Here is a 14,344-nt window from a genome sequence, read left to right on the forward strand (position 1 = left end):
TTCATACGCCATTTTTTTATTTATAAGGCTTGAATATAAAATAGGCATTTATTGAATGTAAATCTCATTTAAACTTTCTTCAAGAAATTGTACCATTTCATCTGCGTTTTGTTTGTTGAAAGGCATTGGTGGCTTTATCTTTAAGACATTGTGCAAAGGCCCATCGGTACTTAACAAATATCCTTTTTCTTTCATTTTTTCGACAATAATATCAATTTCTGGAATAGCAGGTTCCATAGTTGTTCTGTCTTTTACCATTTCGGCACCAATGAATAAACCGTGTCCACGAACATCACTAATGATTGGGAATTTAGCCATTAATTCTTTTAGTAAATCCATTAGATAATTACCTACTTCTAAGGCATGTTGTTGCATTTCCTCATCTTGAATTACTTCTAAAACGGCTAGTCCAGCTGACATTGATACTGGATTACCTCCAAAAGTATTGAAGTATTCCATTCCGTTGTTAAAAGCATCGGCAATTTCATTTGTCACAATTACAGCGGCAAGCGGATGACCGTTTCCGATAGGTTTTCCTAATACGACAATATCGGGAACGACATCTTGTAATTCGAATCCCCAGAATTTATCGCCTACTCTTCCAAATCCTACCTGAACTTCATCGGCAATACAAACTCCTCCCGAAGCTCTTACGTATTCATATACAGTTTTTAGATAATTATCTGGTAACGGAATTTGACCGCCAACGCCTAATAGGGTTTCACAAATAAATACTGCGGGTGATTTGTCTTCTTCCTTTAAATCCTCTATAATTCGTTGCACATCGGAAGCATATTTCTCGCCTGCTTTTGCATCGCCATATTTATAAGGACCTCGATATAAATCGGGATTAATTGCTTTGTGAATCCATGGCATCTGGCCAAAACCTCCTTTGCTGTCAAATTTATAAGGACTCATTTCCATGGCTACGGTTGAGGTTCCGTGATAAGCATGATCCAATACGATAATGTCTTTTTGCTTAGTAAAGTGTCGACTCATTCGTATAGCAAGGTCATTAGCCTCACTACCAGAGTTTACGAAATAACAAACGCTTAATGACGATGGTAATGTTGCCGTAATTTTTTCGGCATATTCTAATATAGTATCGTTAAGATATCTTGTATTAGTGTTTAAAGTTGCAATTTGTTTTTGCATTTTCTTTACTACTACAGGATGGCAATGCCCAACATGAGATGGATTGTTTACACAATCTACAAAGGTTCTTCCTTTATCATCATATAAGTATTGCAATGCTCCTTTTACGATTTTTAGTTTTTCGTTGTAACCAATACTCAGGTTTCGACCTACATTTTTTTGACGAGCTTGTAATAAATCCGAATAATCCGAATTGTTTATTACGCCATCAAATCCGCAAGCTTTTCTAAACGTATCCTGAGCTTTTATAGGATTTATTTTGATGAGTTTGTATAATAACTCCCAAGCTGGCTTCTCGGTGATGAAATGATGGGCATTATCGCTATTTAGCGATGCGTTATAAGCCGATTGTGTTACGCTTATACAGAGTCTTCCAGCAATTAAATAATATAATAAATCCAATTCTTGTGTTGTAAGCGGATATGTTTCATGATATCCTTTTACAATGAATGAAGCTGCTGTTAAGGGATCTTCACTTTCAAGGATTGCATAGGTACAGGCTATTGCAAGATTATTGATTAAGGCAGAATAAACCATATCGCCAAAATCAATCAGGCCAGTTGTTTTTTCTTCTTGTGCCATAACATTACAATCATTGGCATCATTATGAATGTAGGCGTGTCGTAATGAATGTATTTGCGGAAGTACTTCGGTATCAAACTGCAAAAGGAAATAGCCCGCAATTCGTCTACGTTCGTGATTTGTTATATACTTAAGTTTTTCATTAGCATCGCTTGCTCTGCTAATGTCCCAAGTATAATGACGGTGCATTGCCGGATGAGAAAAATCCTGAAGTGCTTTATCCATATTTCCCATAAATGCGCCTAAGTTATAAAGCGCAGTATTCGATTTTTCGGATTGTTCATACCAAAAAGTACCTTCAAGAAAACTAAGGATTCGGATGTAATACGTTTTGTTATCTCTGATTATTTGCGTTAAAGCTTCTCCGTTTTTATTGATAGAAAACTGCTGAAAACTTTCAGCTAATGGACTTTTGCTTAAATGCTGAATGATTTTTACCTGCGCATCCAGAAACGGATAGGACTGATTTTCATCAGATAGTTTTAAGATGTACTTCTGATTTTTTTCATCCGTTAAGATAAAATTCAATTCATCATAACCGTCTAATGCTTTTACGGTAGCGGATAATCCATAATGTTCTATCGCTAATTGCTGAATGTCTGTTTCTGAAAAAATCATTGGTATTGTTTATTAAGTTGTTTTATTATCAGGTTTTTTTGCTTTGCAGAAATTAAATTTTGACTATTTTTTATTTCCAAATAATGGCTTGTGCTGGTTGTAAAGGGTTTTGTCCAACAAGAATTTTACTTCCTTGCGGAATAGGTAAGTTTATAGGCTCGTTTGTATAATTTACGCCTACGTAAAAACCATCTCTCCATTCTACAAAAACACCTTTTGGTAAATCTTCAATAGCTACTTTTGCACGTTCGTAAATAGTACGAACTACTTGTCTTTCCAGACTTCCATCTTTACTTTCTGCACCAATATAAGTAACTGTTCCTTTACCTAGTTTTCTTGTAGTAGCTGCCGCTTTACCTTTGTAGAATTGGTCAGCATACGTTGCTAAAACTTCTGTTCCTTGTTTAGGATTTAGGACATCTGCCCAAGTATTCCATTTATATGTATTGTTACCAGCAGATATTGTTCCGTTTACATTGGCAACAAGCATGTCAAAAAACGCTACATCGGCACCAATTAATGGTACGATAGGCGCACTCCAATTGGCTTCAAAGAAATGTCCGTTTCTATCCTTTTGACCCGTACGGCAAGAAAGGATTAAGTTCCCTCCGTTTTCAACATATTTAGTCCATTTGTCTACCAATTTCTGATCTATAAGTTGGTAAGCAGGAGCAACAATAAATGGATAAGCAGAGAAATCAGCATCTTCGGTAATAAAATCTACTGGAGCACCAGTCGATTTTATTGCAGTTGTGTACGTGTTTCTATGTCTCCAGGTACTCCAGAATTCGGTTTGTTTTTGGTTTTCTAAATCCCAAAGGTTTTCATGACTCCATAAAAAGCCTGTTTTTCTTTTTGCAATTTCCTGAGGAATTACCGCTTTAGGATTGTATTCTTTACGAAGTAATTTCATATCCTCGATAGATTGTACAAATTCTTTTCCGCCTGTTGTAAGTGTTACCCCATCGGTTCCTACGATTCCATCATGATACATCTCACTACTTCCTAGTGGGTGTCTGTATCTATACGTACAAGTAAATGAACAACCACCGCCAAAAGCTTGTGAGATCCACATATGAACCGTTCCAGGTTGTAGCTGTGGGTTAATCCCTGCCCAGTTTACTTGCCCAGGTTGTAATTCCATAATACCAGTAACACCGCTTATCGATCTATAGTAATCGTTGGCTTCAGAGATTTTGTTAGGATGTCCCATTCTAAAACTATCTCCTCCTAAAGGATTCTGTCCACTTACAGGGTACATGGTATACGTAATGAAATCCATTTTATTGGCACTTCTTGGATCGGCATCATAAATTACATTGGTAAAGTTCGTTGTTATCCATTGTTGTGGGTCAACATACTTTCGAAGTATTTCGGCTTGTCTATTTAAATATTCACCTTGTGCATCCGAGGTAAATCGTTTAAAATCTAAAATGGTATGGGGACTTAATTTGTCTTCAAAATAGATCTCTGCATTAGGCAAAACGATTTGCTCAAAGTTATTATAACGGGTACTCCAGAAATTTCCAACCCATTCGGTATTTAGTTTTTCGATTGTTCCGTATTTGGCTTTAAGCCAAATTTGGAATGCTTTGCGAGCAGATGGACTAAAATCGGCAGTACCTAAAGGTTCGTTGTCGATTTGCCACCCCATTATGTTTTTGTTTTTACCATATCTTTTTCCAAGTTCAGTAACTATTTGATCTGTAAATTCTCTGTATTTTTCATTTGTTATAGATACATTAGCTCTATTACCGTGTTCTCTACGACGTCCGCTTGCATCTACGAGATAAATTTCAGGATATTTATCTCCCATCCAAGCTGGTGGAGTTGGGGTTGGGGTACAAAGTATAACTTTTAAGCCATTTTTTTCGGCTATCGCAAGTGCATCATCAAGCCATTTAAAATCATATTTCCCTTCTTCGGGTTCCATATAAGTCCAAGCAAATTCGGCAAAATGCGTAAACTCAAATCCTAGTTTTTTTATGTTTTTTAAATCACGTTCCCATTGTTCTTTTGGCCATTGTTCCGGATAATAGTAAACACCAATTTGCATTAAATCTGGTTTCGAAAAAAAGCGTTGTGGGTCTTTCTTTTCTGTAGTAACAGTTTTTTTACTTTGAGAAAAAACAGGATTCGAATTACAATTTGCGATAAGCAATAGTGTAAATAAAATTTTGACTAATGGTATATTTTGCTTGAACATTCTTGGTTGTATTGGGTTAATCGAATTTGTGGTATTTTTTAATTATTTATCTTCTAAAAGTAGCATTAAATAATGTGAGGCTGACCAGCTAAAGTTAAAAGCTTCCATTCCCTTTCCTGTAAGCGGTTGGTAATTTTCTCTTATAGATGTGCCTTTGTCTAGAACTCCTTCTGCGTTATGAATGAGTTTATGTGCCAATTGGTTTGCTTCGGTTGTATAGCCGTATTTTTCTAATCCATTTATTCCAAAATAACTTTGGTCAAGCCAAATTGGTCCTCTCCAATAGCCACGTTCTGGTTTGAATTTTGGGTGGTTTGCTGCTAATGTTGGTAAAGGAACAAATGTGTTGAAAATAGTTGGATTCATCATATTTTCTTTCATTGCTTTGGTTTGTTCGGCAGTAGCTACCTCAGCCCAAATAGGCAAATACCCTTCGCAACCCATTGCTTTTATCAATGTTTTTCCGTCGATTGTAGTATCGTAATACCAACCTGTTACCGGATCCCAAAATTGAGTTTGAATTTTAGCTTTTAATGCTACACTTTCGTCTTGCCATTTTTTAGCTTCATCATTCAATTTTAAAACTTGTGCCATTTTATTCAAATAGTTTTTTTCGGCGTATAAAAAGGAGTTCAGGTCAACACTTTCTTGGTCTAATGAATAGGCTTTGTCTCCATTTTTCAGGATTTTGCTATCGTCAAAACGTACCGCATTATCCATTCCGCTTTCCCATTTGGCGGCGACCAAAGTTCCGTCTGTTGAGCCAAATTCACATATTCCATCTTGATCATGGTCACGTTCTTTGTACCACCAGTTATGATATGATTTTAGTTTTGGATAAAACTCTTTTATAAAATTGGCATCTTTAGTTTTCTCGTAAATTTTCCAGATTGCCCATGCTGCAAGTGGAGATTTTGTGTTTCGGTAATTGTTTTCTTCGATAAGATTATTTCTGTAAACACAATCCGGAATAAATCCGTTTGGTTCCTGATAATCAAATAAGGCACGCATTTGGTCTTTTGCTAGTTCAGAATCATAATTGGCAACAGCAACAGCATGTTTCCAACTGTCCCATGCCCAAAAGCCATGAAACCATTCGTAATTGTAACTCGGGAAAAGTCCACCGTGTTTTAAGCCTTCGGCAGCAATTCGGGTATTGTTTTGCAATGTAAGTACCAGTTTGGCAACTAAATCAGAATAAGTATTGTCTTTGTAAATTGCTTTTTTCTTGGCTATTAATTGTGCCAATTGAGTTTCTTTTTCTTTTTGTGCGTTTTTAAGTAGTGTGTTAAACGTTGTTTTTGCTATAACTTCATTTTCATTTTTCCATGAGTATTGTGAGAAAATAAAAGATTGTGAAACAACTATTTCTTTGGTTTCGTTTGGTTTTAATGTTAGTTTTTCTGTTTGAGTTTTATATCCTTGTTTGGTAATTTCAATTTCGGGCGTTGTATTAAAAAACTGAATGTAACCCACGGCTGTACTTTTCGTGGAAACGATTTTTAAAGTTTTTCCTTCTTTAGATAACTGTAAATCATCTAAAAATAGAGTCGAACCATAAGATGGGTAAAGCGTTATCGCTTTTCCTGATTTATTGGTAATACTTGTTTTTTGTAATGCTGAATGTCCTGATAAAAAAACAAGTTGCTGTTTTATATCTAATTTTTCGTTTTTAAATTGTTGTTCTAAGTGGCTATTGTAGCTGTTTTGACTTACTAAAGCTGTTTTCCAGTTAATAGCTTCTTGTTTGTTTTCGTCGTTAAGTTGTAAGGAAACAAATGAAGGGCTTAACCAAACTCCGTTTTGTTCTGTCATTAAAAAAGGACCTGAAAAACCTGCCTGAACCTCGGATGGTTCCAGAAATCCGAATCCGAACCAAGCACCTTTATCCGAGAAAACTAATGATTTTCTATCGGTAGCGTTTGCAGGGTTTCCTTTATAGTTTATGCTGTTTTTTGAAGATTCTAAAATCGGAAAGTCTTTTTGTGCCCAACAGGATTGTAATATAAAAAAGAATGAAAGAATAAAAAGTGTTTGCCTTTTGCCCATGTTATTTCGTTTTTTATTGAATGTTTTGGTTTTGAGATATATTTCCCTTTTTTAAATAGTGATTAATAGAGAAATACGAAATCAGTAGATAAAAAGAATAGCCCAAGAAATATAGGGCTATTCTTTTAAAAATTAAAATAATTCAATGGATTAATTTGCTTGTAACTCTGTTAATGGAATTGGATAAAAATTATTTTTTGATGCATCAAAACCAGTGCGGCCTACAGCATCAAGTGCTGCTTTTGTTTTGCCCCAACGACGTAAGTCATAAAAGCGATAGTTTTCTAGAGGAAACTCTAGTATTCTTTCGTGTTCGATTTGAGCTTTTACTTCACTACCAGTTGTACCCGTCATTGCAGGCATATCGGCTCTATCACGAACTTTGTTAATGTATGGAATAGCTTCAGGTGTACGACCTAACTCGTTTAATACCTCAGCTTGCATCAACAATACATTCGAATAACGCATAAGCGGAATGTTGATTGCTGTAAATTCCTGATCCATTTTTTCTTGGGTATTTGGTATGTACTTACGGAATACGGGTTTGTCAGTATCACCAAATTTATCATCATAAGTAGTTCCTAATACTCTCGGATTATCGACATCGTTAAAATAGGGATCTTTAAAGAAAAGGGTACTATAAAGGCGAGTGTCGTAATTTCCTGTAGTCGCTATCTTTCCTTCTTTTTTAAATTCGTTTACAAGCATTGTACTCGGAAGAATTTCATCCCATCCCCCTAGTTCTCCTGCTGCCATCCAATAGTGGAGTGCATTACGGTAGAATGCACCATTGGCAGTGGTTTCTGAAAATTGTAATTCGAAAATGGATTCTTTAGAATTTTTAGTAGTACCATCAAACATTGACACATAATCTTTAACTAAATCATATCCTTGTACTTTGTTTAATGCAGCAAGAGACTCATTTAAGAATGTTTGTTTTTGAGCTGTTTCTTCGTAGGCTCTAGTTAAATAAGCAAATCCTAGATAGCTATTAGCGGCTCCACTGGTAGCACGACCTGTTTTGTCCTGTGTTTGTTTAGAAGGTAATATTTCGGCTACAGCTTTAAGTTCACTCGTGATAAAATCCCATGCTTGAACACGTGTTGACAACGGAATATTAAGGTCACCTTCTTTCGTTATATACTTGTTTCTTATGTAAATTTTCTCCCAGTTAAGAAGTAATTTCAAGTGATAGTAGGCACGTAAAAAACGAGCTTCGGCTTCTATTTGTTTACGGTCTGTGTTATTTAATGTTGCAGTTGGAACTTGTGGTAATTTATCAATAACTTGATTCGCATTACTAATTCCTCTGTAGTTTAGTGTCCAATATCTAGTAAACTGACTATTGCCATTGGTATAGGTAAATGTTGAAAGTTCTACCCAGCTCTGGTAATTTAAAGCATCACTTCCGAGTTCGCAGATATCTTCACGATAGGCTTCTACAGGCCATTTTACTTCGGCAAAAGCCCATTCATCAACAGCACCTTCGAGTTGTGAATAAGTTGCCGCCAAAGCAGATTCGGCATCGGCTTTGTTCCTCCAGAAATTATTAGAAGTTAGTTGATCGGGTGATTGTTGGTCTAAATAATCACTACAACTTGTGGTAGTGAATAGCCCTATAATTGATAATAAAAAAAATATCTTTTTCATGATAGTGTCTTTTAGAAATAGAATTAAAATATGTATTGAACACCTGTTACAAACGTTCTTGTAAATGGATAGACGAAACGGTCAATTCCTGTATTCAAAACTGTAGAACGTGAGAATTCTGGATCTATACCTGAGTAGTTTGTGATTGTGAATAAATTTTCAGCACTTACATAGATTCTCAGTTTATCTATTTTTGCTCCACCTAACATTTTATTAGGGATTGTATATCCAATTTGTAACTGACGCATTCTTATAAAATCGCCACTTTCAAGAAAACGATCTGATTCACGGCTGTTCCCATTGGGATCTTGTAAAACGGCACGTGGAATGTTACTATGGTTTTCTGGTGTCCATGAATTAAGTGTTGAAGCTAACATGTTGGTTCCTGAATTCATAGATTCATAGAAATATCTATTTCCGTTGTATAATTTGTTACCCCAGCCGCTTCCTATTAATGCTGTAAAATCGAAGCCTTTGTAACTTGCTCCTAAACTAAGGTTAGCTTCCAGTTTTGGTAATCCAGTTCCTGAATATGCTTTATCATTTTCATCTATAACACCATCTCCATTCAAATCTTTAAATCGGATATCCCCAGGTTGGGCGTTTGGTTGTAATAAAACACCATTTTTGCTATGCGAATTTACTTCCTCAACTGATTGGAATATACCATCTGTTTTGTATAAATAAAAACCACTAATCGGATTTCCTACGCGCGCTTGTGTAGGGAAGTGCTCGTCTCCATATTTTAATCCTTCACCATAAATTGTCTGTCCTTCGTTTGCAAGTGAAATTACCTTGTTTTTAAGAGTAGACATATTGAAACCTATATTGTATTTAAATTCATTAACCTGATCACGGTAATTAACTTCGAGTTCAAATCCACTATTGCTAATTTTACCTACGTTCAGAATCGGGTCATCGATTCCAGCAGATGGGGCTAGTTTTTTTGTAATTAATAAATTATCTGTTACATTATGATAGTAATTCATAGAACCGCTGATTTTTCCATTTTTAAGAGTAAAATCAATACCGATATTTTTAGAATCGGTTGTTTCCCATTGTAAGTTTCTGTTTTCTAATGTGGTCGCAATACTTCCAGGCCAAGGATTACTTCCGTTTCCTTGCACAGAGCCTGAGCCTAAACCGTTTCCTGTATTAATTAAGGTATTTGCAGCGTAATAGCCTAAGGCAGCTTCGTTACCTAATTGTCCCCAGCTAGCACGTAATTTTAAAGTTGATATGATAAAGTCTTTTGGAAAAAAGTCTTCTTGTTCTATTTTCCATCCTAATGCAATAGATGGAAAAGTTCCCCAGCGGCTGTCTTCTCCAAATTTAGATGAACCATCTTTTCTAATCGTCATTTGAAGTAAGTAGCGATCGTTGAAAGAATAATTTAGTCGGCTAAAAAACGAGACACGATTGTATTGAAATTTAGAGCCATCAGCTGAGTATGTTCCTCCTTTACCTGCGCCAATAGTTTCAAAATTTGGATCTAAAAATCCAGATGGACGGTCAATTGAAACTAATTGTCCGTTTTCTACAGAATAGTCAGTTGTTTTTCCTTCTACACTTACTTGATTCCAATTTGACGATACTCCATTTATAGTATTTCCAAGCATCAAGCCAAAGGTATGTTTGCCAAAAGTTTTGTCAATTGTTATAATGTTATCTAATATTTGCTCATCCCAATATGACCTTAATTCGGTTTGTAACGGGTACAAGTGTACTTCTTTTGGATTAGCAATATAAGGTGGGAAATGCGCTGTTTGTTGCTCATTTTTTGCACGATAAGAATAGGCTATTTTGTATTTTAACCAAGAGCTAATGTTTGCAGTTATAGCAATATTTGCAGTTATATCCTGACCTTTAATCATGCTGTTTTTAAAATGCTCTTCAGCAACAGGGTTAGTATTAGTAGGTAAACCATTTTTGTTTGTTAAGCCATAGCCATAAGGTTCGTTTGCGTCAAAAACAGGTACCAAAGGTGATATAGCATATACTTCTCTAAGTTGAAAATTAGGTAGCGCATTTTGCGTTCCTATGTATGCCATTTTTCCATCTACATCAAATATTGATTTTTTGAAACTAACTCTTGCACTTGCAGTTTGTTGACCAAAAGTATTGTCAATCACAATTCCTTTTTCTTTTACATAGTTACCATATAATGCAAATTTAAGATCACCTTGTCTTCCTTGTACGCCTAAACCATAATTTTGGGTAAGTCCAGAACGGAAAACTTCGTCCTGCCAATTGGTATTTGTAGTTGATGGTGCGGTGATATAAGCCGGAAGTGCTTTAGGAGAAGTAGCATATTTATTATACTCATCATACATTCTTTTATGTACTGTACGATAGCCGTCAGCATCTAATAAATCTAGCGTTTTTGCTGTGTTTTTATAAGCTAAGAATGAGCTAAAGTCAACTTTTATTCCTTCTTTCTGACCATTTTTGGTTGTTACAATAATTACTCCATTAGCAGCAACAGATCCGTAAATTGCAGCAGCAGCACCATCTTTAAGAACTTCTATAGATTCTATATTTGTTGGATTAACTGTGTTGATGTCTCCTTGAAACCCATCAATAATATAAAGAGGTTCCGTTTTTCCGAAGGTACTAACCCCACGTATTTTAACACTTACAGCTGATCCCGCAACGCCACCTGCTTTTTGCACATTTACCCCAGCAACCAGACCTTGTAGGGCTTCAGCTGGATTTGTTGTAGCTCGTGTTTCGATGCTTTCCTTCCTAACAGAAGAGATGGCTCCGGTAACGTTACTTTTCTTTTGTGAGCCGTATCCTATTACGATAACCTCATTAAGCTTATTGGTTTCTTCCTGCATTGATATATTAATAATACTGCGATTATCAAGGGCTTCTGTTTTTTCTATAAAACCTACGTATGAAAAAACTATAGTTTGATTACTGTCACTAGCCGCATACGTTAACGTGTAAGATCCATCAAAATCGGTAGCAGCGTTGTATTTAGTACCTTTTATAGATATACTAACACCTGGTAAGGTGTTGTTCTTATCATCTGTAACTTTTCCAGAGATAGTTTTTTTTGCCTGACTTTCCTGCGCGAGCAGGGTATTAGGTAGCCAAAAAAGGAGAATGATCGGCATTAGAAAAGGCTTCCTAAGTAAGTTTTTTAAATGTTTCATTGGTGTTAGTTTTTGGTTTCTGGTTTTGGTTAAGTTTTTTATTCTATTTGAAGGGTTTTATTTGCGGCGGTTATTAATTTTTTGTCATTATGAACGAGTTTTACTTCTAAAAAAATGATATCTATTTTTTTGGATATAATTTTATAAGAATAATGAAATTCAAATTTAGAGGATTGCATATACAAAATACACCAGTACCTACCAGTTTGTTTTCGATGCTTAAAACAAATGTGTCAAGTGTGTCATTTCATCAAGTGATAAAATTAGTTGATTGTTGAGGTTAGAAAATCTAAAAATTAGGATGATTTTAAATGTTCATAAATTTATAAAGAGGAAGGATCCGTAGAGTGAAATTTGACTCAAAGAGGAAGAAATATAAGTTTTTTCATTGTAATAATAAGTGAAATAGATGAGTATAAATATTTTAAAGTAATCTCTTAATTGTATTTTTTATTTTTAATTACTGTTTTATTTTTAATTATTCTGTACTCGTAATGAAATTTTAAGTATGATTTTTAGTATAATTAGGAGCCGAAATCTATTCTCTTTTTAATAGTAAAACTTGTATTGGGAGAACTAGATATTCTATTGAAGTTGATTTGAAAATAACCCTACCAGTACAAATCGATTTGTTTTTTTGTTGGTAATGTTTAAAATAATTTTCGGTAATCGATTTTATATATTGCAAGTATTGAGTGGAATGCACAAAAAAATCCCTTTTCAATTTTTTAAATTGAAAAGGGATTGAGAGCTATTTTGTAAGAAATCTAGTTTTTTAAATCTTTGATAACTTTAAAAGCGATATCTACCTGATCTTCACTTACCAAAATTGTAAATTCATTTGAAGTAGAGATTACTTCATTAATGATGATTCCTTCCCAAGCTAAACGTTGAAAAATGAAATAATATATTCCTGGAACTACGATGTTTTCTTTTGGTAGTTTTACAGTAATTGAAGCTAAATTGCTCAATTTCTGAATTAGTTTTTCGCGAGCAAAGTGTTTTTCAACTAGTTGGTTTATACTGCTGCTAACGACAATGTTAGTTTCGTTTACTCCACGAGATGAGGTATAGAATATATCTGATAATGTATTAATATCAGAAATTAAATCAGCTTGTTTGTTTAAAACAGTTTCTGATGCTGCAAAAGTGTAATCCGTAAGCTCAGATCGAACTGTGATCTCACCAATATTCTTGATTACTTTGTTTATCTTATGATTTAATTTAAAGTCTAATTCTTCCGTTAGTCGTTTTAACGACATTACTACAGCACCTTGTTTTACTTCTTTACCAAACTCACTTTCTAATTCAGTCATTATGTTTCTTGATAATGAGGTTAAATTAATAATGCCGAGTGATAATGCATTTAATAAAAAAGGCTTCGTTTTGATGTAATTTTCTACGATAGAGGAAACAGTTTTCATAATTTTTTGGTTTTGTATTAACTTAGTGTGGTTGGTTTAGTTAATTGTGTTATATTTTTTCCAAATATAAATTAAAAAACAATTTGTTACAAATATAACAATAGAAATTATGTTAAAAGTGATAAAAAGCGTCTATAAGATGCTCTATAACAAAATGTTCCTTTTTTTTGTGAATTGCAACGATATCAAAACGCGTTTCAAAATCTATTTCCCTATCGTTTATATAGGCATTTACAGCTTTTACAAGTAGTTGAATTTTTTTTGGATTCACGAAATCTTGTGGTAAGCCAAAATCAAGACTTGATCTCGTTTTTACTTCTACAATAGCCAAGATGTCATCTTTGGTGGCAATAATGTCAATTTCAGCTTTTTGAAAAGTCCAATTTCTATCAAGAATTTTATAGCCGTTTTGCTTAAGGTATTCCACAGCAAGCTCTTCTCCTTTTTTTCCTAGTTCGTTGTGGTCAGCCATTTTGATTTGTTTAGTTGTATTTCTGGAATGGTATTTATTTCTTATAATGGATATAGATACGTTTGAATTGGCTCCAGCTTTAGCTGGAGCCAATTCAAAAAGGAGAATAGTTTATGTTATTTATTAAAAACAAGCGTACTTCCAGAAGCATTAACTTCGATTGTAACAGTGCTTCCCATTACCAATGCTCTATTATCTTGGATATGTCCTGCAGGAAAATTAAAAATTACTGGGATATTGTATTTTTTGGTAACATCATCAATAATTTCTAATGCATCTTTCCCCCATGGAATATCATTATCTTTCATTTTGGTCATTGCCCCAATTACTATTCCTTTTAGGTTTTCGATACAGCCGTTACGTTTTAAGTTCATCATCATACGATCTATGTGATATAGATATTCATCTAAATCTTCTATAAAAAGTATTTTGTCTCTGCAGTCAATAGCCGATTTAGATCCTAATAAACTATATAATATAGATAAATTACCTCCAACTAGTTCACCAGTTGCTTTACCAAAACGGTTCATAGGATCTGGCGAAACGGTATAGGAAATTGGGTTGCCAAACAAAGCCATTTTCATAGTAGCAATTGCATCAGGCGTGGCACGAGGTATACTTACTGGCATTATACCATGGATTGATTTGTAACCCATTGTGTTAAGATGATTGTGTAAGACTGTTACGTCGCTAAAGCCAATGACCCATTTAGGATGTTGTTTAAATTTTGTAAAATCAAGTAAGTCAATCATTCGAACTGTACCGTACCCACCGCGCACGCACCAAATCGCTTTTATGTTTGGATTGTCCATTTGATGTTGAAAATCAATGGCACGTTGTTCGTCAGTTCCAGCTAACTGATTGGTATCTAATCCTATTGTGCTTCCTATTACGGTTTCTATTCCCCAACTTTTAAGTAGGTCAATTGTAGGTTTTAAATTATCATCGATGTTTTTTCTTGCTGTTGCTACCAAAGCTACAGTATCGCCTTTTTGTAAATAAGGAGGTGTTATCATGTTTTGTTGAG

Annotated in this window: 8 protein-coding genes; all 8 read right to left on the reverse strand. The window is 34.7% G+C overall.

The genetic code is table 11. From position 1 onward, the window contains the following. Positions 1-48 precede the first annotated feature (48 nt). The 8 genes from IUY40_RS10860 to IUY40_RS10895 all read right to left on the reverse strand — a co-directional run bounded on the left by IUY40_RS10860 (position 49) and on the right by IUY40_RS10895 (position 14,333). Entirely contained in the window at positions 49-2,355 is a 2,307-nt protein-coding gene (locus tag IUY40_RS10860; RefSeq protein ID WP_195736891.1) for an aminotransferase class III-fold pyridoxal phosphate-dependent enzyme, read from the reverse strand. A gap of 70 nt (positions 2,356-2,425) precedes the next feature. After that, positions 2,426-4,561, reverse strand: coding sequence for a beta-galactosidase (locus tag IUY40_RS10865; protein WP_195736892.1), 2,136 nt, complete (start codon positions 4,559-4,561; stop codon positions 2,426-2,428). Positions 4,562-4,603: 42 nt separating this feature from the next. After that, positions 4,604-6,610 (reverse strand): trehalase family glycosidase, encoded by a 2,007-nt coding sequence (locus IUY40_RS10870; RefSeq protein WP_195736893.1) that lies wholly within the window; start codon positions 6,608-6,610, stop codon positions 4,604-4,606. Between the two features lie 150 nt (positions 6,611-6,760). Beyond that, on the reverse strand, positions 6,761-8,260 hold the full coding sequence (locus IUY40_RS10875; protein ID WP_195736894.1) for a RagB/SusD family nutrient uptake outer membrane protein: 1,500 nt from the start codon (positions 8,258-8,260) through the stop codon (positions 6,761-6,763). A gap of 23 nt (positions 8,261-8,283) precedes the next feature. After that, complete coding sequence (locus IUY40_RS10880) at positions 8,284-11,421, reverse strand: TonB-dependent receptor (protein WP_195736895.1); 3,138 nt, start codon at positions 11,419-11,421, stop codon at positions 8,284-8,286. Positions 11,422-12,188: 767 nt separating this feature from the next. Then, positions 12,189-12,845: an aspartate kinase gene (locus IUY40_RS10885; protein WP_035618292.1), complete on the reverse strand. Its 657-nt coding sequence runs from the start codon at positions 12,843-12,845 to the stop codon at positions 12,189-12,191. Between the two features lie 112 nt (positions 12,846-12,957). Next, positions 12,958-13,317 carry a YraN family protein gene (locus tag IUY40_RS10890; RefSeq protein ID WP_195736896.1) on the reverse strand — a complete coding sequence of 120 codons (360 nt, stop codon included), beginning with the start codon at positions 13,315-13,317 and terminating at the stop codon, positions 12,958-12,960. Positions 13,318-13,433: 116 nt separating this feature from the next. Then, positions 13,434-14,333: an LD-carboxypeptidase gene (locus IUY40_RS10895; protein WP_229335515.1), complete on the reverse strand. Its 900-nt coding sequence runs from the start codon at positions 14,331-14,333 to the stop codon at positions 13,434-13,436. Positions 14,334-14,344: the final 11 nt, after the last annotated feature.

The sequence above is a fragment of the Flavobacterium sp. ALJ2 genome, assembly GCF_015594725.1.
Taxonomy (GTDB): Bacteria; Bacteroidota; Bacteroidia; order Flavobacteriales; family Flavobacteriaceae; genus Flavobacterium.